The following is a 21,721-nucleotide window of genomic DNA, read 5'->3' as shown; positions in this document are numbered from 1 at the left end:
TTGTTTGGCACTGCAAGGTAGAGCAGGCCGATGGGCGGCGGGCGGACTTTCCGGTTATCACGGAGTTAGGCTCGGTGAAATCGGGATTTTGCTCGATTGTAGCGCGGACTCACAGAGTCCACGCTACCTACTACTTGGCAGTCACCTTGAACTCGGTGCGGCGGTTGAGCTGGCGGTTGCCTTTGCTGGTGTTGGGCACTTCGGGCCGGGTTTCGCCGTAGCCCATGGCCGTGAGGCGGGCCGCCGCGATGCCGTGCTGCGTGAGGTACGTGACCACGGACTGGGCGCGGCGCTGGCTCAGGTCCTGGTTCATGGCGGCTTCGCCCACGTCGTCGGTGTGGCCGGCCATTTCCAGCTTCAGGGCGGGCGTTTCGGTGAGGAGCTTTTGCAGGCGCTCCAGCTCGGCGGTGCTTTCGGGGCGTAGCGTGGCCTTGCCGGTATCGAAGAAAATGTTGCGCAACACGATGGTAGTGCCCACTTCCAGCTTCTTCAGCGGGATGTCCTTCGTCACTTCGGCAAAGGCCGCGCCGGCGGGCAGGTCGAAGTTTTCGGAGTGAAACAGGTAGCCGTCCTGTCGCACCACAATGCCGTAGTTGGTGCCCGAAGGCAGGCTCACGAGGTAGCGGCCCGAGGTGGCGTTGCTGCGGAAGTTGGCAATGGTTTGGCCCGTGGTGTTGTCGATGAGGTCGATGGCCGCGTCGAGCGGCTGCTTGGTCGCATCGTCAGTCACGGTGCCTTTTAGGATGGTGACCTGCGCCGTGGCCACCGCCACCGCCGGGGCCAGCACCGTTTGCTTGATGGGCGCGAGGCGCGAGGCCAGCAATTGGTCCTCTTCGCTCAATAAAGGCTGCTTTTCCGGCCCGAGGAAGGTGATGCGGTAAATGTCTTTCGCACCCAGCCCGCCGGGCCGGTCGCTGCTGTAGTACCCGTGCCGCCCCGAGGCCGAGGTCACGAAAAATACGTCATCATCGGGCGTATTGATGGGCCAGCCCAGGTTCTCCGGCGTGCTCCATTTCCCGTTTTCAAACACCGATTTGAAGATGTCGTAGCCGCCCATCGAGTTGTGGCCTTCGGACGAAAAGTACATCGTCTTGCCATCGGGGGCCATAAATGCACCTTCCTCGCCATAAGCAGTATTGATGGCCGGCCCCAGGCTCACGGGCGTGTTTTTGCCGTCAAGGTCCACTTTATAAATGTCGGAGCTGCCCGCGCCGCCCTCCCGGTCGCTCACGAAATAGAGGTAGCGGCCATCGGGCGAGTAGCTGGCCGAGGTTTCGTGGGCGTTGGTGTTGATGCGGCTGTTGAGGCGGCGGGGCTTGTCCCAGGCCGTGCCGCCAAGGGTGGTTTCGAGCAAATCGCCGCCGTTGGTGCCCACGTACACCAGCATCCGCTGACCGTCGGGGGACAGGCCCACGGTGGCGTTGTGGTCGTCGGTGTTCACGGGCGCGCCCAGGTTGGTGGCGCGGCTCCAGGCCTTGCCCTTCCAGGTCGACTGGTAAATGTCCTCGAAATAGCCGTTGCCCTCCGGGTCCTTCTTGCCGCCCGTCGAGCCCTCGCGGCGCGAGGTGATGAGGATGGTCGACTCGTCGGCCGACACCACCGGGCCGTAGTCCGACGCCTGCGAATTCAACTCCGGCCCGGCATTATCAATAAACACGCGCGTCGGATGGGCCATCAGCTGCTGCCCGTTGCGGCATTCCTGAATGCGGCGCTGCAGGTCGTTGGGCGTGATGGTGCCGGCGCTGCCGTTGCGGGTGTTGCTGCCCACGGGCGTGGCCAGCTGGTATTCGGCCATCGCCTCGCGCCACTTCGCGCTCAGGTGCAGGGCGCGGGCCAGCAGGTAGTGCGTGCGGGCATCGGCGGTGGCATCCAGCTTGGCCGCTTTTTGCAGGTAGGGTAGGCCGGCAGTTTTGGTGGCTGAGTTCAGGTAGCAGTCGCCGATTTTAACGTTCAGGGCCGCATTGTTGGGGTTGAATTCCTGCGCCGCCAGAAAGTGCGGCAGGGCCTGGGCATAGCGCGGCGGGTCGGCGCGGTAGTCGTCGTCACCGGCTTTCAGCTCGCGGCTGGCTTCGCGCAGGCCTTCTTTGTTATCGCCAAAGTTGTCTTTGGTGAAGGCCACGCTTTGGGCCGCGGCAGTCCGGGCAGCGCCGGCGAGGAGCAAGAGGAATACCAGGCGATTGAGGAAAGGCATCGCAATAGTTGTCAATAGTTGTAGGGTGGTCGGCCGTCATGCAGAGCGCAGCGAAGCATCTTTACCGCTTCGTTGTTTCGATTGGGCTATTGACGGCGGGCAAGATGCTTCGCTGCGCTCTGCATGACGAACTGGATTTATTGTTCTGAACCAATAGCGTCTTATTCCGCCGCCTCGCCCGCGCAGCCGGCGGCTGCCGCGTAGTTATTCCCCACGGCAATGCCCAACTCGGCGGCTTTACGCCAGTCCTGGCAGGCTTCGTCGGCCTGGCGGAGCATTTCGCGGGCGTGGCCCCGGTTGAGGTAGGCCTCGGCGTAGTCGGGTTTCAGCTTGAGGGCGGCGCTGGCATCGGCGGCGGCATCGGCATATTTTTCCTGCTTGAGCTGGGCGGCGGCGCGGTTGTTCCAGGCGTAGGCGTACTTCGGGTCGAGCTGCAGGGCCTGGCTGAAATCGGCAATGGCGCCGGCGTAATCCTTGTTTTCGAAGCGGGCGCTGCCGCGGTTGTTGTAGGCCAGGGCGTTGTCGGTTTTCTTGGCCAGGTAGGCGTCGTAGTCTTTCAGGGCTTGGGGCAGCTGGCCGGTGTGGCGCTCAGCGGTGGCGCGGTTCAGCAGGGCCGAAAGCAGCTCGGGTTGCAGGTTCAGCGCTTCGGTATAATCTAGGGCCGCGGCAGCGTAGTTGCCGAGTTTCTGCTGAGTGCTGGCGCGGTCGTGGTAGGCGTAGGCCAGCTTGGGGTCGGCCTTGATGGCCCCGTCGAAATCATCGCGGGCGGCTTGGTAGTCGCCTTTTTCGAAGCGCAGCACGGCGCGGTTGTACCAGGCCGGCGCGTAGTCGGCCTTGGCTTTCACAGCTTCGGAATAATCGGTTTCGGCTTCGCTAAGCTGGTTTTGCGCCTCGTGGGCGCGGCCCCGGCCGAAATAGCCCGCATAATTGCCGGGCTCCAGTTTCAGGGCCTGGTCGTAATCGGCCAGGGCCTGCGGGTACTCTTTTAGCTCGTAGTGAGTGGCGGCGCGGTTGGTGTAGGCCGCGGCGAAATCGGGCTTGGCCGCGATTGCCTGGTCGAAGCTGGTCAGCGCCGCCGGGTAGCTCTGCTTGCTGAAGCTAACCAGGCCGCTGTTATAAGCCTTCTCCGCTAGCTGCGGGCCGGGTAGAGTACTGGCCCGCACGGTATCAACCTGTGCACTGGCGACGAGTGGCGCGCCCAGCAACACGAAGAAAAACAGACTCTTTTGTATCATAGCCAGATGCCAAGTTGAATGGAAAGCGTGGATAGCGAAGATATTGGATTTTCTGGTTTCAGCCGGCCGGGCAACGGCTGCCTGACGTGGGCTTGGGTGTTAATTTCGGTTGCCTGGTGTGCCGACCTGGCTGTGGCCGTGGTGGTGCTTTCATTCGGCGTTTTCTACCGCTTCTTCAAGGGCCAAAGTGCCTGCGAGGGCAATGAACGGCCATTATAATTTCTATTTTATTATTATGTTAAATATTGTGTGACTTCGAAATCACTGATTTTTATTAGATTGTGGTAGTGCCTAATCCGGCAAATGTAGGGCAATGGCTAGCTTGAATGCAATGGCTCTAAGGGGACTTTGGCAGGGGCAAAGCCGTAGTACAATGGCTGCTGTGCGTGGCGTCCTGCCGAAATTTGCAGACGCAGCGCGCTAATTGCCCCAGCTAGCTGTTTAAACGAGCCAGCGCTCTGCGCCAAAAACCCGCTACCCCAATGCCCACCGCCTCGCTTTCCGCTGCCGAAACCAACCGCTACAGCCGCCACCTGCTGCTGCCCGAAATCGGCGCGGCCGGCCAGCAGAAGCTGAAAGCGGCCCGCGTGCTGGTGGTGGGCTGCGGCGGTTTGGGCTGCCCCGTGCTCCAATACCTGGCCGCCGCCGGCGTGGGCACGCTCGGCCTGCTCGACTTTGACACCGTGGACGACAGCAACCTGCAACGCCAGGTGCTCTACGCCACCGCCGACGTGGGCCGCCCCAAAGCCGTGGTAGCCGCCGAAAAGTTGCGCGCCCAGAATCCATTCATCACGCTGCACGCGCACCAGGTAGTGCTCTCGGCGGCCAATGCGCTGGCGCTGTTTGCCGGGTACGATGTGGTAGTGGACTGCTCAGATAATTTCGCCACCCGCTACCTCGTCAACGATGCCTGTGTGGTGCTGGGCAAGCCGTTGGTGTTCGGGGCCATCTTCAAGTTTGAAGGGCAGGTTTCGGTGTTCAATTACCAGAATGGCCCCACCTACCGCTGCCTGCACCCGGTGCCGCCCGCCCCCGGCGACGCGCCCAATTGTGCCGAAATCGGCGTGTTAGGCGTGCTTCCCGGACTCATCGGCACCATGCAGGCCAACGAGGTGCTGAAAATCATCCTCGAAATAGGGGAAGTGCTGAGCGGCCGCCTGCTGCTGCTCGATGCTCTCAGCATGCGCTTCCAGGCCATTCGCTTCCGGGCCGTGGCAGCCAACCAGCAGCCCACCGCGCTGGCCCCGGACTACGCGGCGTTTTGTGGCGAAGCGCCGCTCGAAGCGGCCCCGGCCCGCGCCCCCGAAATCTCGGCCGATGAGCTGAAAGCCTGGCAAGCCAGCGGCCGGCCGCTTCAGCTGCTGGACGTGCGCGAGCCGCACGAGTACGCCCGCCGCAGCATTGGCGGCCAGCTGATTCCGCTGGGGCAGCTGGCGGGGCAATTAGCTGATTTGCATCCCGAAGTGCTGGTAGTGGTACATTGCGCCAGCGGCGTGCGCAGCCAAAAAGCCGCGCAGCTACTGCTCGCCAGTGGCTTTGCCGAAGTGTACTCGCTTCGCAATGGCCTGTCCGATTACTAAGCCGTAGCCGGGCTGGGCCAGGCCGCCAGGCGGGCGCGGATGTGGTCGAGCCGGGCTTGCTTGGGAGCGGCACGCCGGGCCAGGGCCGTGGCCGTCCAATACCGATGGCCCGTGAGGAATCGCTCCTGCAGCTGAAACCAGGCGTACTCGCTGGCAATGAGCTGGCGGGCCGTCAGCTCGCGGAACAGGCTGGTGGAGATAGGCACAAAATCGGGGCGGCCCAGGTAGTCGAGGTCGGCATCGCAGAGGATTTGGGCCAGGTGGCAACGAGGCTCCTGCGGATACTGGGTGGCAGTAATCAGGGCGCAAATCTGCTCAATCTGGCCTGGCGAATAGCCGAATTCCGGCAGCGTGGCGCGCGCTATCTCGCAACTCCGGGCCTCGTGGCCGTCATAGGTGTGCAAGAAGCCTGCATCGTGGTACAGGGCCGCCGTGCGGAGCAACGTCAGGCTTTCGCCGTCGGTCACGCCTTCGGCAACGGCCAGCGTTTGGGCCGCCTGCGCTACGTCGAGGGTATGGGCCAGGCTGTGGTAGTAGAGGGTGGGAGCCAGGTCCTGGCGCAGCTTGCGTACAATAAACGCTTCGGCAGATGAGGCTCGCATACGGAGGGAACGGACGCGGTGAGACGATGAAACCCGGCGGGCGCGCCGGCCAAAAAAACAAAAAAAGCAACAAGCGGAACGCAGCCAGCAACTACTGCGCCACTCCTAAAGCATTGAGGCGCTGCAATAAATTTAGATATGATTTATTGCGCGGCAAGATAATTCGCTACCTTGATTAAATATCGTATTCTTCTAACCATTTATTAAGCTGTGTCCTGCCTCGCTGTAATGGATTTATGAGAAGGTAATTTATTGAAAATTAGCCAGGTGTTTTTGTCGGCTGATGCCAGTAATAAGGGAAGTGGCGTAATTAATTCATCTTTACAGGAACAAAGGAAACCGGCGCATGGCCGGTGCCCGGCGCTGACGGCCGGCCCGGTGGTCAGGCCATAATTTTACTCATTTTTTACTCGCTTCTACCCGCGATGATGCCCCGCCAACCCTACCGCTTTTCGTTCCGGCCGCCGTTGGCGCACCCTGGAATGCAATACGTGCGGGCCATCAGCTTTTCTGTCGCCACCAAAACCCAGCTTTGCCCATGAGATGGATTTTTACGGCGTTGATTTTCTGGGTGATGTGTGGGCCGGTAGCTGCCCGACAGTCCTATTGGGAGGTCGATTATGATTCGTTGACCCGCGCCCTGCCGCAGCAAACTTCCGATACTGCCCGCCTGCGGGTGGTGCAGCACCTGCTCGACCTGCACCCCACCAACGTGCAGGCCCTGCCCTTGCTCGACCAACTGCTGCGCCTGAACCAGCAGCTACAACTGCTGGACGCGACTCCCTACCGCCACCTGCGCAACGGGCTGGTGCTCTGGCAGCAAGGCGGCGCCGACGCAGCGGCCTTGGATACCATGAAAGTAGCCGTGACGGAGTTCGACCGCCTGGGCCGTCCCATTCCGTGGCTGCTGGTAGATTTGGTGACGCTCTACAACCGACTGAACCGCCCGGACGCCCGCAAGCGCTACTACGAGGAAAAACTGGCGTACTACCGCCTGCGCGGGGCCACCGAAAACGTGGCTGCCTGCTACGTATCGCAGGCCGGTTACTACCGGCGCATGGGCGATTACAACCGTACCCTGAACAGCGCGCTGCGCGCCGCCGACCTGGTGCAGGCTTACGACCGGCCGCTCTACGTGCGCGAGCTGCTGGTGGCCGGGGCCGTGTACGCCGACTGGGGCAACCGCGCCAAAGCCGTGCAGTACCTGGGCCAGGCCCTGCGCCTGCCCGAGTTTCGGCGCATCCAGGGCATGGAGCGCGTGTTTACGTTCCTGGCCTTGTCGCGCCTGTATGCCGAGGGCGACCACCCCACCACTGCCCTGCGCATGGTGGACTCGGTGCTGGCCACCCGCGGCGGCGATGCCGCCGAGCGCAAGCTCAGCCAAGCCTATGCGCTGGTGCAAAAGGGCCGCGTGCTGCTCCAGATGCAACGCGTAGGGCCAGCCGGCGAACTCCTGAAGCAAGCCCAGCAGCTCGATGACTCGCTGCACATCCCAATGTCGGGCAAGCCCGGCGAGTTTGAGCTGGATGCCGCCTGGGCGAGGTACTATACTGCCCGGCACGACGATGCCCGCGCCGAAAGCCATTGGCTGCAAGCCTACCACAAAGCCACTGCCGCCCGCATTGAGCGCCTGCGGCCCGAATATTTGAAGCAGCTCATCGCCTTTTATGATGACCGCAACCGGCCGGCCGAGGCCCAACGCTACTCCCGCGCCTACATCGCCCTGACCGACACGCTGAATGCCGCCCAGAACACTTTTCATGTGGCGCAGTACGAAAGCGAGCGGACGGAGCAGGCCCAGAACGCGCAGATTGCCAGTCTGCAACAGGCGCAGGCCGTGCAGGCCGTGCGCCTGCGCCTGGGCCAGTGGCTGCTGCTGGGGGCCTTGGTAACAGTGCTGCTGGTGTCGGGCCTGGGCCTGTTTATCTACCGCCAGCTACAGGTGAACCGGCGCACCCTGGCCCAGCTGCGGCAAACGCAAAGCCAGCTGGTGCAGGCCGAAAAAATGGCCTTTCTGGGCGAGCTCACGGCCGGCATTGCCCACGAGCTGCAAAACCCGCTCACCTTCATGAAGAACTTTGCTGAAGTCAGCACCGACCTAGTGGAAGGCATGAACGGCGAAAGCAATGGCCAGGCCCCGGCGCTGGAAACCGAGATTCTGGCCGGCCTGAAACAGAATCTGCAGCAAATCAGCCAGCACGGGCAGCGCGCTTCGTCCATTATCAAGGACATGCTGGAACATTCCCGCTCCGGCACCGGCCAATGCCTGCCCAGCGACCTCAATGCCCTGGCCGCCGATTCGCTGTCGCTGGCCTATCAAGGTCTTCGCGCCACCGACAAAGACTTTTACGCCACCCTGAGCAAGGAGCTTGACCCCCGCCTGGGCCCGGTGGCCCTGGTGACGCAGGACATGGGCCGCGTGCTGCTGAACCTGTGCACCAACGCCCTGCACGCCGTGCGCCAGCGCCAGCGCGACCTGGCCCGGCAGGGAACCAGCGGGCCCGTCAGCTACCAGCCCACCGTGACGGTGCGCACCCGCCGGCCCGTCGATAAATCGATTGTAGAAATTCTGATTTCGGACAATGGCACGGGCATGCCGCCGCAGGTGCGCGAAAAAATCTTCCAGCCCTTCTTCACCACCAAGCCGCCCGGCGAGGGCACCGGCCTGGGCTTGTCGTTGAGTTACGACATCGTGACCAAGGGCCACGGCGGTACCCTTACCGTGGAAACCCGCGAGGGCGAGGGCACCGAATTTCTGATTACCCTACCCGCCTGAGCCGTGGATAAGTCAGCCAATCGGACGCGGGGTGCCGCCAGCTGGACCAACCGCCTGCGCCGCACGGTGCGGGGGTGGGGCCTGCGCGGGGCCATAGCTGGCAGCGTGCTGCTAAGTGCGCCTGTGCCCGCGCCCGCCCAGCCGCAACTCCAAACCCCCGCTATCGATAGCCTGCGGGCCGAAGTGCGTGCCCACTCTCAGCCCGACGCCGCGCGCGTCAAAAGCCTCAACGGCTTGGCTCTGGAACTGCGCAACAAAGCTCCGGACGAGTCGGCGGCCTTGTTTGAGGAAGCGCGCCAGCTGGCGCAGCTGCTGGGCTACACCGCCGGCGCGGCCGAGGCCGAGCTGGGCCTGGGGTTTTATCACCGCCACCGCAGCGAATACACCTTGGCCGAAAGCCTTTCGGAGCAGGCCAGGCGCGACTTTGAGCTGAGCGGCGACCGACTGGGGCAAACCCGCAGCCTCTACAACCAGTCGAGCGTGTACTCGGAGCAAGGGCTGTATGCCAAGTCGTTGCAAGCCAACCTGCGCGGCTTGGCCCTGGCCAAAGCGGCGCACAGCCAGAAATGGCTGGCCTTTCTCAACACCCAGCTGGGCATTACCAGCACCTACCTGCACGAGTATGAAGATGCCCGGCGCTACCTCATGCAGGGCCTGCGCTGGGCCCGGCGCTCGGGAGACCAAAACGGCATCGGGCATGCCTACACCGGGCTGGGCAACCTGTACCGTGCGCAGGGCCAATGGGCAGCAGCCCAGCGCAGCTACGAGCAGGATGCCAACATCTTCCGGCGGAACAACGACGAAACCGGCCTGATTTTCGAGGAGATTAACGTCGGCGACATGGAAGAGCGTCAGGGCCACTACCCCGAAGCGTTTGCCAACGCCCGCCGCAGCCTGCAGCGTGCCCAGCGCCTGCAAACCGTGGGCGAAGTGCCCCGGGCACAGCTCGTACTGGCCCGCACGTTTCTGCACACCGGCCGCCCCGATAGCGCCATCATCTATGCCCTGCGGAGCTTGCAGGCCACGCGCCGCAGCGGGGCCCGCCAATACAGCCGCGATGCCAGCCAGATACTGGCCCAGGCCTCGGCCCGGCGCGGTGATTTTGCGGCGGCCTACCGCTACGAGGAGTTGTTTGGCGCGTATCGTGACAGTCTTAGCAGCAGCGACTTGCAGCGGCAGGCCGCCGTGCTGGAATACCGCGCCGAGCTGGCCAAAAAACAGGCCCAGATTGGGATGCTCACCAGCAACAGCCGGCTTATCCAGACCCGCAACCGTCAGCAGGGCTGGCTGCTGCTGGGGGCCCTGCTGGGCCTGGGGGCCGTGGGTACTCTGAGCGCCGTGCTCTGGCGCAATAATCGGGAAAAGCAGCGGGCCTACGCACTGCTCAAGCAGCAGCAGGACGAGCTGCGCGCTGCCCAAAGCCAACTGGTGGCCGCCGAGAAATGGGCTTTCGTGGGCGAGCTGTCGGCCGGCATTGCCCACGAGCTCCAGAACCCGCTGGCGTTCATGAAAAACTTCGCCGATGTGAGCGTGGGCCTGCTCGACCACAGCCCCAACGCGCAGTCTGCTGGCCTGGAACAGGAAATAATGGCTGGCCTGAAACAGAACCTGCTCAAAATCAGTCAGCAGGGCCAGCGCGCTTCCGCCATCATCACCGACATGCTGGCCCATGCCCGCACCGGGACCGCCCCGCGCGTGCCCACCGAGCTCAACGCCCTGGTAGCCGAAGCCCTGGCGTTGGCCTACCAAGGGCTGCGCGTGCAGGATACCACCTTCCACGCCACGCTGGTGCAGGATTTTGCGCCTAATCTGGCCCCGGTGCCCGTGGTGCCTTCCGACCTGACCCGCGTACTGGTGAACTTGTGCACCAATGCCTTGCACGCCGTGCGCCAGCGCCAGCGCGAGCAGGAAGGAGCCACCTATCAGCCCACCGTGACGGTGTGCACGCGCCAAACCGCCGCCGGCACCGTCGAAATTACCGTGCACGACAACGGCACGGGGATGCCGGCGCACATCCGCGAAAAAATCTTTCAACCCTTTTTCACCACCAAGCCGGTGGGCGAGGGCACGGGCCTGGGCCTGTCGCTGAGCCACGAAATTGTGACCAAGGGCCACGGCGGTACCCTCACCGTGGAAAGCCAGGAAGGCGAAGGCACGGAATTCATCATCAGTCTGCCGCCGGGCGGCAAAGCATAGCGGCCGGGGCAGTACATTTCTATCCGCGTGGGCGGGGCCGAAACCAGATACGAAGAAAATTCGGCCGCACTGCCCAACTTTGTAGCGGCCCGCGTGCCCCTTCTGCTCTACTTTCTTGCTTCTGCGCTCCTTTCTCTATGGCTCACTCGGCTGGTTACGGCGACCTTTTTTTCCTGGCCCCGATGGCGTACGGCATGGGGCGCGGCCTAGGTAAGTTTCTGGACCTGCCGCAGCGGCTGCCGCGCTGGCACCGGGCGCTGAACTATATCTGGGTGCCGGCGGCGGTGCTGTTTGTCATTTCCCTGGCCTTCAATTTCAAATCGCCGATTTTGGGCGATGTGTACTGGCTGCTGGTGCTGTTTGCGCTGCTGGGCGTGCTGCTGGCCCTGCGGCACTACCGCCCGGCGCGTACGCTGCTGTTTGCCACGGCTCCGTTTGTGGTGTACAAGGTGCTCGAAATCATCATTGAAGACTCTAATGGGAAGATTCCCAAGAGCTTCGATGCTTTCCTCGATACCACGCAGGGCTTTGTCATCATCTGGATGATTACGTTCTTCTTCATTGCCCGCAGCCAGAAAAAGCAGCTCGAAAAAGAGAAGGTGCTGCGCGAAGAGGAGGAAAAAGCCAAGCGCCTCATCGAAGCCCAGAACGCGGAGCTGGAGCGCCTAGTGGCCGAGCGCACGGTCGCCCTCACACATCAGGCCCAGGAGCTGAGCAGTGCTCTGGTGGAGCTGCGCACCACCCAAGCCCAACTGGTGCAGTCCGAAAAAATGGCCAGCCTGGGCGAGCTCACCGCCGGCATTGCCCACGAGATTCAGAACCCGCTCAACTTCGTCAACAACTTCGCCGATGTGAGCGCCGAGCTCATCACCGAGCTGGAAGAAGAGCAAGCCAAGCCCACCCGCGACCTGGAGTTGGAAGCCGAGCTGCTGGCCGACCTCAAACAGAACCTGCTCAAAATCAGCCAGCACGGCGGGCGGGCGGCCAGCATCGTGCGCGGCATGCTGGAGCACTCGCGCACCAGCTCCGGCGAGCGCACCCCCACCGACATCAACCAGCTGGCCGACGAGTACCTGCGCCTGGCTTACCACGGCCTGCGCGCCAAGGACAAAACCTTCAACGCCACGCTCAAGCCCGATTTCGACCCCGCCCTGCCGCCCGTTGAGGCCATTGCCCAGGACCTGGGCCGGGTGCTGCTCAACCTGCTCAGCAATGCTTTTTATGCCGTGCGGCAGCGCCAGCAGCGCGGCGGCGAGGCCGGCTACGCGCCCACCGTGGGCATCAGCACCCGCCGGGTGGGCGACAAGGTGGAAATTCGGGTGCGCGACAACGGCCAGGGCATTCCCGAAGCCGTGCGGGCCAAAATCTTCCAGCCCTTCTTCACCACCAAGCCCACCGGCGAGGGCACCGGCCTGGGCCTGAGTTTGAGCTATGATATTGTGACCCAGGGCCACGGCGGTACGCTCTCCGTCACGTCGCAGGAGGGCAGCTTTACCGAGTTTCTGATTAGCTTGCCGATTAATCAAGTGGGCTAATTGCCCGCCGCTGTCTCTTTCTGGTTCTACCACCAGCCCCCGTTGCTAAGCCGCTGAACTATGGCGCATACTTAGCGGTTAGGGCTGGGCTTTGGCCTGCTGCTTAATTGAATAAGCGCCGGCTTTTATTGTCTGTTTTTCTAAGAACCAGTTCGTTGATTTCTATTATTACCCGGGTTGCAGCTTTTCGTAGGCTTGGCTGGCTGGGCATATTGCTGGCCGTGCTGCTGGCTGGCCCAGGGCCGGCGGCGGCCGTAGCGCCCTCGCCTGGTGCGGCCGTGGACAGCCTGCGCCATCTGCTGACGCTGCCCCAAACCGACTTCGACCGGGTGACGCTGCTCTGCCAAATCAGCGACCAGCTCTGGACCCAGCGCACCGATTCGGCCGCCGTGTACGCCAACAAAGCGCTGGCCCTGGCCCGCCGCATCCACTACCAGCAGGGCGAGGGCGCGGCCCTCAACCGCCTGGGGGCCGCCCTGCGCGAAAGCAACCTGGCGCGTTCGCTCGAAGTGTTCCAGCAGTCGCTGCGCATCGCCGAAACCACCCACGACCAGGGCCTGATAGCCCAGAACCTGCGCAGCATCGGCATCATCTACGTGTACCTGCGCGACAAGCGCCAAGGCCTGTCCTACTACTTCCGGGCCCTTAAAATTGGCGAGCAGCTGCACGACGAGCACCGCACGGTGATTGAGTTGAGCAACATCGGGCTGGCGTATGATTTGTTCGACCAGATTGATTCGTCCCGGATTTTTCAGGAGCGGGCCTACGCTCTGGCCCGCCGGCTGCATACGCCCACCAACTACATTTTGTACGGCCTGGGCAACGTGGCCCGCAAAAGCGGGCAGGTGGCGCAGGCGCGCTCCTTCTACCACCAGAGCATTGCCGAATCGAAAAAGGTGCACCACCTGCGCAGCCTCAACTTCGCCTACGTGGGCCTGGCCCAGCTCTACCAGCAAATCGGCCAGGCCGATTCCAGCATTTACTACGCCCGGCTGGGCTGCCAGGCGGCCCAGACCAACGGCTTTCTGCGCGGGGTGCTCAACGCCAGCACGCTGCTCACGCAGGATTTCAGGCAGCGCGGCCGTCCCGATAGCGCCCTCAAGTACCAGAGCCTCATGCTGGTGATGAAAGACACGCTGTTTGGTCAGGAAAAGGTGATGCGCCTGCAAAGCCTCAACTACCGCGAGCAGCAGCGCATGCAGGAAGTGGCTGCCAGCCAGGCCGCGTTGCGCGCCCGCTACCGCACCGCCGGGCTGGTAGCGGGGCTGGTGGGCCTGCTGGTGCTGGCCGTGATTCTGGCCCGCCACGGCGGCCAGCAAAAGCGCGCCCGCATGGCGCTGGAACAGTCGCTGGCCGAACTCAAAACCGCCCAGGACCAGCTGGTGCAGCGCGAAAAAATGGCCTTTCTGGGCGAGCTCACCGCCGGCATTGCCCACGAGCTGCAGAACCCGCTCAACTTCGTGAAAAATTTCGCCGAAGTGAGCACCGAGCTGGTAGACGAGATAAACGGCGACCCGCAAAACCCCGCCCGCGACACCACCCTGGAGCGCGAAATCCTCGACGGATTGAAGCAGAACCTCAAGCAAATCAGCCAGCACGGGCAGCGGGCCACGTCCATCATCAAGGGCATGCTGGAGCACTCGCGCACCGGCACCAGCCAGCGCCTGCCCACCGACCTCAACGCCCTCATCGAGGAAAGCCTGCGCCTGGCCTACCAGGGCCTGCGCACCAAGGAGAAGAACTTTACCGCCGAACTTATCACCCAGCTCGACCCCGCCCTGCCGCCGGTATCGGTAGTGCCGCAGGACCTGAGCCGAGTGCTGATAAACCTGTTTACCAACGCGTTTCATGCCGTGCAGCAGCGCCAGCGCCAGCACGACGGGGCCGGGGGCGAGTACCAGCCGGCCCTCACGGTGAGCAGCCGGGTGGTGGCGGGGCAGGTCGAAATCAGTATCAGGGACAACGGCACGGGCATGTCGGAGAAGGTGAGGGCCAAGGTGTTCCAGCCCTTTTTCACCACCAAGCCGGTGGGCGAGGGCACGGGGCTGGGGCTGTCCATGAGCCACGAAATTGTGACCAAAGGCCACGGCGGCACCCTGGCGGTGCAAAGCCGCGAGGGCGAAGGCACGGAATTCATCATCGGCCTGCCGGCCTAAGCCGCCCCGCGCCCTACCTTTGGCCCGACTAATTTCTCCGCCTCCGCCCCATGCAAATTCTGGTTGTTGACGACGAAACCGATGTGCGCGACCTGTTTCTGCAGCGCTTCCGCCGCGAAATCCGTAGCGGCGAGATGAGCTTCAGCTTCGCCTTTTCGGGCGAGGAAGCTCTGACCTACCTGCGCGCCCACCATTCCGAAGTCCTCATTATTCTCTCCGACATCAACATGCCCGGCATGAGCGGCCTCGACCTGCTCGGCCACGTCAAGGAGGAGTTCGAAATGCCGCCCACCACCATGATGATGATTACGGCCTACGGAGACAACGCCAGCTACCAGCAAGCCATGAGCCTGGGGGCCAATGATTTCCTGACCAAGCCCGTGGATTTTGCCGTGCTGAAGGAAAAGCTCCAGCACTTGCTGCCGTAAGCCGGCGTAGAAAGACGAGCGATAATCTGAGCGCCATCCTTTTCTGACGTATTTTCGTCCAATTATTCGCCTTCTGCCAACCCCTATGAAAACCAAGATTCTGGTGGTCGATGACGAAGCCGACCTCGAACTGCTTATCAAGCAGAAGTTTCGGCGCAAAATCCGGGAGAGTACCTACGAGTTTCTCTTCGCCACCAACGGCCAGGAAGCCCTGGAGCGCATCACCGAACACCCGGATACCGACGTCATCCTCTCCGACATCAACATGCCGGTGATGGACGGCCTCACGCTGCTCACGCGCACCCACACCGAGCACCCGGCCATGAAAACGGTCATCGTGTCGGCCTACGGCGACATGGGCAACCTGCGCACGGCCATGAACCGCGGCGCGTTCGATTTCGTGGTGAAGCCCGTCGATTTTGCCGACCTGGAGCTCACCATTGAAAAAACGGCCGACCAGGTGCGCCAGCTGCGCGACACGCTGCGCGCCATCCAGGAAAACAACATCCTGAAGATGTACGTCGACGAAACCGTGCTCAATTTTATGACGCGGCCCGACTTTGAAAACCGCCTCCTGGCCTCCGAAACCGTGGAAGCCACCGTGGTTTTCCTCGATATCTGCGGCTTCACCGCCCTAGCCGAAAAGCTGCCGCCCACCGATGTGGTGAGCCTGCTCAACACTTATTTCGACCTGGTGGTGAAGGAGTTCATTGCCCAGGGCGGCCACGTCGATAAGTTCATGGGCGATGCCGTGATGGCCGTATTCCGGGGTGAGCACCACCTCGACCGCGCCATCGACGCGGCCCTCTCGGCCCGCACCGCCCTGCAGCAAAGCCAGGCCCCGCTGCCTCCCGGCTTCGACTACCGCCCCCAGGTGAGCATCGGTGTAAACACCGGCGAAGTCGTGTCCGGCAACATCGGCTCGGCCTCCCTCAAACGGCTGGATTACACCGTGATTGGCGACGTGGTAAACATGTCGCAGCGGCTGCAGTCTGCCGCCAAAGCCGGCCAGATTATCATCAGCGAAGCCGTATTTGAGCGGGTGAAAGAGTCCTTCCACTGCCAGTTCGTGAGCGAGGTAACGCTGAAGAACAAGGCCCTGCCCGTGAAGATTTACGAGGTAGTGGAGTAAATTGTAGCGTGGACTTTGCGAGTCCGCGCTACAACTGCTTATTCCGTCAGCTCGCGCATCTTCTCGTTTTGCGTCCTGATGCGCTGGCACAGCATGCGTAGGATGTTGCGCAGCACCTCGGCACGCTCCTCCATCACATCATAGAAATCCTCCTGGTCGATGCGGAAGGCCAGCACCTCGCTCAGCGCTGCCGCCGTGGCCGAGCGCGGCTCAGCATCGAGCAGGGCCAGCTCGCCAAAAAAGTCGCCCGGCCCGAACGTGGCCAGCTGCTGTGGGCCGTTGAAAACGCCCACCTGCCCATCGTGCACGATGAAAAGCGAGGTGCCGATGTCGCCTTTGGCAAAAATCTCCTCGCCCTCCCGGAACGTTACTTCCTTCATGATGGGCACGATGCTGCTGAGCACATTTTCGGGCGTAGTGGCAAACAGGGCGGTGCTTTTGAGCACCACCACCCGCTCCAGAGCGGAGATTTTGGACTCGGTGGTCGCGTGCGAATGACTCATGGCGGGAAGATTGAGGGCGGATAAGGGCTGGCCTCGATGGGCTGCCAGTGAAGCGGCAGCCAGCTGGGCGCTTTCGCGCAGCAGCAGGTAATGCGAAGTGAGATAGGGGCGCAGTAGTTCCGGCGCATCGGGTTCGGTGGGCTGCCAGTGGCGCAGGGCCACACTCAGCGTCCACGACGTGAAAGTGGCATGGCCGCGCCGCAGCAGCAGCGTAGGCAGGGGTTCAGAGGCGGGTGGCACCTCGGCCACCAAGTGCGGCGGCGAGACTACCGCGCTGCCCGCCGCCGAGGCCGTGCCCATGGCCACCATCGGGTGCGGGCGGGCCGGCGCACTATGCGCCGTGAGGCTGGCAAACAGCCGGGCCTTTTCCGCCACCGGCGAATCATCAAGCAAAGCTTGCAGGCCCTGATAAATGGGCCTCGGAATTAGGTTGTCGAGGATTTCGAGGGCGTTGGCCTGGCGCTCGCGGGCGGCGTGCGCCACGTTGCGCTGGGCCGTCGCCACCAGCTCGGCATCATAAAGCTGAGCCAGCAGGCCGAACACGCGCTGGTGCAGCAGCGTCAGCTCATAGTCGATGGTGGCCGTGAAGTGCTTACCGCCGGTATTCACCAGCCCTTGCAGCAGCTGCGCGGCCAGGGTGAATTCTTCGCGCAGCAACTGCTCGAACACCGGCCGGTCGGCCGTGCGGGCCGGAAAGCGGCGCAACGCCCGCAGCGCCACCCCGCGCGAAAACAGGTGTGGGTGCCGGGCCAGCTCCACCAGCGCGGCACGGCTGGCCGACGTATCGAGGCGCTCCAGCACCGAAGCCAGGCGTTGCGGGTGGGCGGGCTCGGCGTCGTGCAGCAGGGCCTCACGCACCAGCGGCACCACGGGCGGGCCCAGCGCCACGAGGCTATCGGCGGCCGTTTGCCAGCGGTGCTTGTCGTTGAGGGCCGCCAATAGGTGGTGGGCCAATTCGAGGTGCCCCACAGTACCGATGGCGCGGAGGGCGGCCTGTGCTACCTCGGGTTTGGGGCTGGCTAGCTGGCGTTTAATTAACTCGTTTTGAATATCAAGTGGAAAAAACGGGAGCAAAGCCAGCGCGGCCAGTTCGGCCGTGGGACCGGGGTTATTTCCCGCACTCGGCAGCAGGCGGTAGAGGCTGTGCTGGGCGGCTTCGTGCTGAGAATCTGCTTCCAGGCTGCCCCGGATGGCGCCCTGGCGGGCAGCCAGGTCGTCGGCGGTGAGCAGTGCGGCCACGGCCGGCGCGTCGGGAATAGCGGCGGCCAGTCGATGGGCGGCGGCTTCGCGCACAGCGGCGGCGGGGTCGCGCAGGGCCAGGCCCTGGAGGGCTTCCACGGGCAGCAGGCGGGCTTCGGGCGTGGCCAGCAGGGCCAGGCGCACCCGCTCGTCGGGGTATTCCAGCAGGCGCGGGGTGTGTTCGGGTAGCGACTTGGGTTCGTGCTTGCGCAGCCAGGCCACGGCATTCAGTACCTCGGTAGGGTGGGGGCTGAGCAGGTGCGCCAGCACGACGTGGCGGGCCGCATCGGGCAGGGCTAGGTCGGCGGTTTCGGCAAAGCGGCGGCCCAGGCCCTCTTTCAATTCGGCCAGGTAATTCAGGTAGGTCCGGCGCAGAAACAACAGGGATAATAGCAGCAGCGCACCCATCCAGAAGAAAGGCAGGCCGCCATCGAGCAAACCCGACGAGCGTAGCGCGAAGAACAGCACGCCCGTGAGCGCCATGCCCACCGGCTCGTAAAAGCCCTTGGCCAGTGTGTGAGCGGCCAGCCGCTGCGGCGGGGCCAGCGGCTGAAACAGCACCAGAAACACGGGGTCGAACACGGTGCGGCGCAGCACTTCGAGCAGCAGGTATAGCCCGCAGTAGAAGGCCAATTGCCCTGTTTGCGAGTAGCCGCTAGCCACTTTGTAGCCGCCAAACACGGCCAGCGCCACCAGTGCCACCACCGGCAGCAGCCGCAGCGACCACTGCACACCGTAGCGCTCCAGCGCCTGCCGGCTTACCAGCAGCTTGAAGAACGTGGCCGCTAAGTACGTGGCCGCCAGCAGCCAGCCCACCGACTGCATCACGTCCTCCGACTCGTGAAACTTATGCTTCACGTTCAGAAAAAACATGTATTCCACGGCCGTAATCACCCCGGCAATGGTTATCAGGCTCAGGCACATAGCCAGCACCAGCTGGCTGCCGCCGAAGAGCTGCTGCACCAGCTTTTTCGCCGGCCGCACCACGGCCCGCACCGGCCGCGCTGTGGCCTCCACCACGTGCGAGCTGAGCGTGGCCCGCAGCGTGAACAGCGCCCCCAGGTAGGCCACAAACGACACGCCCAGCAGCACCGGCAGCTGTGCGTCGCCGTGAATCAGGGCGGCCAGCACGGCGCCCAATGCCTTGGCCGGCATGTCGCCCGAGCTGATGATGCTAAACAGGCGCTTGCTCTGCCGCACATCAAACACCACCGCCGAAACGCCCCAGAATTCGAGGTTAGTGAGCAGGTAAATGACGCGGTAGCCGGCCATGATGGCCACGGCCGCCGCCACCGAATGCCCCACCGCCACCAGCACGCCCATCACTCCGGTGAGGGCTACCACGGCCAGCAGCACGCGCACGGCCAGTTTTTTCAGCAGGTAATGATGCTCGAAATGGGTGTAGATTTTGCCCACGGCCATCATGGCCAGCGCGCCCACGATGTAGCCCAGCGGCAGGCTGTGCTCGGGGTTGTGCTCGAGCAGCAGCACGTTGGCCGCCACGTACACCAGCACCGAGCCGATGCCAAGCAGGAAATTATGCAGCAAAAACAGCCCCACGGTGCGGGTTTCGCTGGCTTTGATGCCAAACAGGTTTTGCAGAGAAGCGGCCGAAATCATGCAGGAAAGGGGGGCGGACCAGGTGGCCCGGCCGTAGCCAAAGATACACGGCATGGCAGGTAGCGTGGACTTTTAGTCCGCGCGTGGCGTAGCCTGACTGCTTGTTCAGTTACCCCTCACTCGCGGACTAAAAGCCCGCGCTACAAGTTAGCTACAGTATAATCCGCTCCGCTATGGGCTGGAGAGTAGCCGTATTCAGGCCCTTGAACTCGATGTACTTCACATTCGGCACCCAGAATGTGCCGCCCTCGATGCGCAGAAATACGCGCTCCAGCTGAATCTGCTTGCCGGCGATGGTGGTGTAGACGTGGAGCGCCTTATCCGTGGGTGAGCGCAGCAGGTAGAACCGCACTTTGTTGTAAGCCGCGAATTTCAGCTCGTACTTATCGGTCGCCAGCTTTTCGGCCGTGAGGCCGTAGGCGAATTTGCGCTGGATGAAGTTCAACTCCTTGCGCTCGCCGTGCTCGTCGTAGCGAATCCAGAACACGTTCACGGGCTCGTCTTCGTTGAGGTGCCCGGCGCGGTCCACGTTCAGCTGGTAGATGACGGTGTTGGTGTTCGGGTCGCGCTGCAGGTAAAAAAGCTGGTTGGGCACGCCGCTCGGCACCGGAAAAACGGTGGTTGGTTTCGGGGCCGGCGGCAGGGCGAAGAGTAGGTTTAAAAGCAGCAGGAAGGTCGTTGCCGACATTGTTTTGAAGGGAGTGAATGGGCCCGCAAAGGTACGCCCGTATGTAGTGCGGACTTTGTAGTCCGCGAGTGAGCGCAGCGAACCGCCGCAGCCGCACCACGCGACCGATGCTCGCTGCGCTCACTCGCGGACTACAAAGTCCGCGCTACTTCATCTGCCGGAACTTTCGCTGCATCACTTCCTGCACCGGCACCCCGGCAATCTTGCTTTCCAGCCACGAAATGATATCCAAATAGAGAAACGGACGGCCCTCGTAAGGCATCGCGGCGATGACAATGAGCTTGTCGCGCAGCCGGATAAACGCCTCGCGCACCTCGTGCGGCGCAATGCTGCCCACCGTGCGCAGAAACCGGAAAATCTCGACCTGCATGGGCTGCTGGTCGTCCATCTTGCCCAGGAAATGGTACACCGAGCGAATCTGATAATCCAGGCTCGCGTCGTCGCCGGCCTCGTAGTGGGCAATCAAATTCAGGATGCGGGCGAAGCATTGCAGGTCCTCGCGCAGGCTTAGTTCCTTGTGCTGAATAATCAGGTTCAGGTATTCGATGGCTTTTTCAAACTCGCCGCTGCCGAAATACAGGCTGGCAATTTTGTAGTAGAGCACCAGCGTGCGGTGTAGGTCGAGCTGCGGCTTGTAGCGCTCCAATTGCTCCAGCAGGTCGGGGATGATTTCCAGGCCCTCTGTGAAGCGGCCTTCGAGGAAATAAGCGTTGATGCGGTTGGTGAAGAGGTACTGGAAGAGCAGGATTTCGGTGTTGGGACTGCTGCGGCGGGTCTGGTTGGCGGCAAACTCTTCCAGGGTATTCAATACCTGCTTGAATTTGCTGTAGTACAGTAGGTTATAGAGCGAGGCTAGCAAATTGTGCAGGCCCTTGATGTAGAGCATGGTTTGCAGCTCCTTCATTTGCGGCGCGGCCTCAAATAAGTCGACCCACTTCTGGGCATAGCGGTAGCCGGCCCGGAAATCCTGGTCGAGCGTGTGGTACCACACGTGGGCCTGGTAGAAATACAGCTTCTCGAAAAAGCCGCCCTCGTTGGCCGGAACCGCGGGCATATTCTCTCGAAAAAATGCCGTGATGCGCTCGTGGTCGGCGCGGTTGCGGGCGTGTCCGGCTTTCAGGTACAGCCCATACAGCCGCAGCGAGGCGTTGCTGAGCGCGTGCTGGTTGGCCAGGTGGGCCACGGTGTCGGTGGCTTCGGCGGTAAGGGTATCGGCCCGGTCCTTCAGGCTGCGGGTGATGTACTGGCTTTCGATGAGCTTCTCAAAATCGAGGGCCAGCAGCACGATGTGCGGCATTTCGGCCTGGCGCGCGCCCTGCTTCACCTTTTCCAGCATCCGTAGCGCCTGCTGGTAGAAGCCCTTGTTGTAGAGCACGCGGGCGTAGTCGAGCTGCTCGTGCAGCTGAATATCGGGGTTCTGGCCGGCGTGGTACACGCGCAGGCTGGCCAGAATCTGGCGGTAGAGGTTGGCCTTGAGGTTGGCCAGTTGCACCCGCTTCAGACTGGGCACCTGGGCCATCACGGCGGCATCATCGGACGTTTCCAGCGCGTCGAGCGCATCGAAAAGGAGCAGGAATTTCAGGTCTTCGCCCGCGCCCGGCCGGCTGGTGAACAGCCGAAAATGGCGTTTCTCGGTCCGCGTCAGGGACTTTATCAGCTGAAAAACGGGCTCCGGGCTTTTGGTAGGCATTGTATAAAATGATAATTCAAGTATCTGATATAAAAATGGTTATTTGGTGAAAACCGGCTTTTGGAAATAGTAGATTTTTCAAAAACGCGGTTTTGCGGCGCTGGCGCGGGGGCCTTCTTGCCAACCTATTCACAACCGCCGCCCCTCAGT

14 protein-coding genes are annotated in these 21,721 nt (G+C 62.6%); 8 read left to right on the top strand and 6 right to left on the bottom strand.

Annotation, left to right across the window (positions count from 1 at the left end; translation table 11 throughout):
- Nucleotides 1-130: 130 nt before the first annotated feature.
- Both ACYVM5_RS05625 and ACYVM5_RS05620 read right to left on the bottom strand, forming a co-directional pair.
- Nucleotides 131-2,191 (bottom strand): OmpA family protein, encoded by a 2,061-nt coding sequence (locus ACYVM5_RS05625; protein ID WP_460617153.1) that lies wholly within the window; start codon nucleotides 2,189-2,191, stop codon nucleotides 131-133.
- A 161-nt stretch (nucleotides 2,192-2,352) separates the two neighbouring features.
- Complete coding sequence (locus tag ACYVM5_RS05620) at nucleotides 2,353-3,426, bottom strand: tetratricopeptide repeat protein (protein WP_460617152.1); 1,074 nt, start codon at nucleotides 3,424-3,426, stop codon at nucleotides 2,353-2,355.
- An 18-nt stretch (nucleotides 3,427-3,444) separates the two neighbouring features.
- Between ACYVM5_RS05620 and ACYVM5_RS05615 the strand changes: the two genes are divergently transcribed.
- Both ACYVM5_RS05615 and moeB read left to right on the top strand, forming a co-directional pair.
- Nucleotides 3,445-3,645 (top strand): hypothetical protein, encoded by a 201-nt coding sequence (locus ACYVM5_RS05615; protein WP_460617151.1) that lies wholly within the window; start codon nucleotides 3,445-3,447, stop codon nucleotides 3,643-3,645.
- A gap of 263 nt (nucleotides 3,646-3,908) precedes the next feature.
- Nucleotides 3,909-5,006, top strand: a complete 1,098-nt coding sequence (gene moeB, locus ACYVM5_RS05610; RefSeq protein WP_460617150.1) for a molybdopterin-synthase adenylyltransferase MoeB — start codon at nucleotides 3,909-3,911, stop codon at nucleotides 5,004-5,006.
- Here moeB and ACYVM5_RS05605 read toward each other — a convergent pair.
- Nucleotides 5,003-5,608, bottom strand: coding sequence for an HD domain-containing protein (locus ACYVM5_RS05605; RefSeq protein WP_460617149.1), 606 nt, complete (start codon nucleotides 5,606-5,608; stop codon nucleotides 5,003-5,005). The two genes, moeB and ACYVM5_RS05605, sit on opposite strands and share 4 nt — an antisense overlap.
- Nucleotides 5,609-6,146: 538 nt before the next feature.
- Between ACYVM5_RS05605 and ACYVM5_RS05600 the strand changes: the two genes are divergently transcribed.
- The 6 genes from ACYVM5_RS05600 to ACYVM5_RS05575 all read left to right on the top strand — a co-directional run bounded on the left by ACYVM5_RS05600 (nucleotide 6,147) and on the right by ACYVM5_RS05575 (nucleotide 15,831).
- Nucleotides 6,147-8,384: a tetratricopeptide repeat-containing sensor histidine kinase gene (locus ACYVM5_RS05600; protein WP_460617148.1), complete on the top strand. Its 2,238-nt coding sequence runs from the start codon at nucleotides 6,147-6,149 to the stop codon at nucleotides 8,382-8,384.
- Between the two features lie 3 nt (nucleotides 8,385-8,387).
- Nucleotides 8,388-10,580 (top strand): ATP-binding protein, encoded by a 2,193-nt coding sequence (locus tag ACYVM5_RS05595; RefSeq protein WP_460617147.1) that lies wholly within the window; start codon nucleotides 8,388-8,390, stop codon nucleotides 10,578-10,580.
- A 137-nt stretch (nucleotides 10,581-10,717) separates the two neighbouring features.
- Nucleotides 10,718-12,115, top strand: a complete 1,398-nt coding sequence (locus ACYVM5_RS05590) for an ATP-binding protein (protein WP_460617146.1) — start codon at nucleotides 10,718-10,720, stop codon at nucleotides 12,113-12,115.
- 155 nt (nucleotides 12,116-12,270) lie between these two features.
- Nucleotides 12,271-14,271 (top strand): tetratricopeptide repeat-containing sensor histidine kinase, encoded by a 2,001-nt coding sequence (locus ACYVM5_RS05585; protein WP_460617145.1) that lies wholly within the window; start codon nucleotides 12,271-12,273, stop codon nucleotides 14,269-14,271.
- A gap of 50 nt (nucleotides 14,272-14,321) precedes the next feature.
- Nucleotides 14,322-14,699 carry a response regulator gene (locus tag ACYVM5_RS05580; RefSeq protein WP_198069951.1) on the top strand — a complete coding sequence of 126 codons (378 nt, stop codon included), beginning with the start codon at nucleotides 14,322-14,324 and terminating at the stop codon, nucleotides 14,697-14,699.
- A gap of 85 nt (nucleotides 14,700-14,784) precedes the next feature.
- Nucleotides 14,785-15,831, top strand: coding sequence for an adenylate/guanylate cyclase domain-containing protein (locus ACYVM5_RS05575; protein ID WP_460617144.1), 1,047 nt, complete (start codon nucleotides 14,785-14,787; stop codon nucleotides 15,829-15,831).
- 38 nt (nucleotides 15,832-15,869) lie between these two features.
- On the opposite strand, the gene ACYVM5_RS05570 is transcribed toward ACYVM5_RS05575, so the two are convergent.
- The 3 genes from ACYVM5_RS05570 to ACYVM5_RS05560 form a co-directional block, all read right to left on the bottom strand.
- Nucleotides 15,870-19,247 carry a cyclic nucleotide-binding domain-containing protein gene (locus ACYVM5_RS05570; protein WP_460617143.1) on the bottom strand — a complete coding sequence of 1,126 codons (3,378 nt, stop codon included), beginning with the start codon at nucleotides 19,245-19,247 and terminating at the stop codon, nucleotides 15,870-15,872.
- Between the two features lie 97 nt (nucleotides 19,248-19,344).
- The gene (locus tag ACYVM5_RS05565; protein WP_460617142.1) at nucleotides 19,345-19,881 is read right to left on the bottom strand and encodes a DUF4833 domain-containing protein; all 537 of its coding nucleotides are present in this window, start codon (nucleotides 19,879-19,881) and stop codon (nucleotides 19,345-19,347) included.
- A 145-nt stretch (nucleotides 19,882-20,026) separates the two neighbouring features.
- A complete protein-coding gene (locus ACYVM5_RS05560; protein ID WP_460617141.1) occupies nucleotides 20,027-21,571 on the bottom strand; it encodes a hypothetical protein in 1,545 nt (514 codons plus the stop codon).
- Nucleotides 21,572-21,721: the final 150 nt, after the last annotated feature.

The sequence above is a fragment of the Hymenobacter ruber genome, assembly GCF_054783255.1.
The sequence above is the reverse complement of the archived record's forward strand: the minus strand, read 5'-3'. Positions and strand labels throughout refer to the sequence as shown.

What these genes read in the sequence shown, in the direction of transcription:
- ACYVM5_RS05625 (WP_460617153.1), bottom strand. Translation starts at nt 2,191, where the DNA reads ATGCCTTTCCTCAATCGCCTGGTATTCCTCTTGCTCCTCGCCGGCGCT.
- ACYVM5_RS05620 (WP_460617152.1), bottom strand. Translation starts at nt 3,426, where the DNA reads ATGATACAAAAGAGTCTGTTTTTCTTCGTGTTGCTGGGCGCGCCACTC.
- ACYVM5_RS05615 (WP_460617151.1), top strand. Translation starts at nt 3,445, where the DNA reads ATGGAAAGCGTGGATAGCGAAGATATTGGATTTTCTGGTTTCAGCCGG.
- moeB (WP_460617150.1), top strand. Translation starts at nt 3,909, where the DNA reads ATGCCCACCGCCTCGCTTTCCGCTGCCGAAACCAACCGCTACAGCCGC.
- ACYVM5_RS05605 (WP_460617149.1), bottom strand. Translation starts at nt 5,608, where the DNA reads ATGCGAGCCTCATCTGCCGAAGCGTTTATTGTACGCAAGCTGCGCCAG.
- ACYVM5_RS05600 (WP_460617148.1), top strand. Translation starts at nt 6,147, where the DNA reads ATGAGATGGATTTTTACGGCGTTGATTTTCTGGGTGATGTGTGGGCCG.
- ACYVM5_RS05590 (WP_460617146.1), top strand. Translation starts at nt 10,718, where the DNA reads ATGGCTCACTCGGCTGGTTACGGCGACCTTTTTTTCCTGGCCCCGATG.
- ACYVM5_RS05580 (WP_198069951.1), top strand. Translation starts at nt 14,322, where the DNA reads ATGCAAATTCTGGTTGTTGACGACGAAACCGATGTGCGCGACCTGTTT.
- ACYVM5_RS05575 (WP_460617144.1), top strand. Translation starts at nt 14,785, where the DNA reads ATGAAAACCAAGATTCTGGTGGTCGATGACGAAGCCGACCTCGAACTG.
- ACYVM5_RS05570 (WP_460617143.1), bottom strand. Translation starts at nt 19,247, where the DNA reads ATGCCGTGTATCTTTGGCTACGGCCGGGCCACCTGGTCCGCCCCCCTT.
- ACYVM5_RS05565 (WP_460617142.1), bottom strand. Translation starts at nt 19,881, where the DNA reads ATGTCGGCAACGACCTTCCTGCTGCTTTTAAACCTACTCTTCGCCCTG.
- ACYVM5_RS05560 (WP_460617141.1), bottom strand. Translation starts at nt 21,571, where the DNA reads ATGCCTACCAAAAGCCCGGAGCCCGTTTTTCAGCTGATAAAGTCCCTG.